This window comes from Rhodococcus sp. MEB064, assembly GCF_000834565.1.
In the GTDB taxonomy this organism is placed as follows: domain Bacteria; phylum Actinomycetota; class Actinomycetes; order Mycobacteriales; family Mycobacteriaceae; genus Rhodococcoides.
Map to the genome: position 1 here is coordinate 1 of NZ_JXQS01000067.1, position 207 is coordinate 207.

1 protein-coding gene is annotated in these 207 nt (G+C 67.1%); it reads right to left on the bottom strand.

Annotation, left to right across the window (positions count from 1 at the left end):
- On the bottom strand, positions 1 to 207 hold a 207-nt coding region (locus RU01_RS20430), incomplete at both ends, for a DDE-type integrase/transposase/recombinase (protein WP_042576438.1).

The following is a 207-nucleotide window of genomic DNA, read 5'->3' on the forward strand; positions in this document are numbered from 1 at the left end:
GGGCGTCGATCAAGGTGTGCGAGCGCATGACGGCCCCGTTGTCGGCGTGCAGCACCGTCGGGGCGCCGTGGGTGGCGATGGCGTCGGTGAACATCGCCACCGCCGATTTCCGGTCTTCGGTGTACTCGATCCGCCACGCGACCGGGTAGCGGGAGAACACGTCGATGGCGAGGTAGAGCTTGTACCGATCCTGGATTCGAGGGCCGC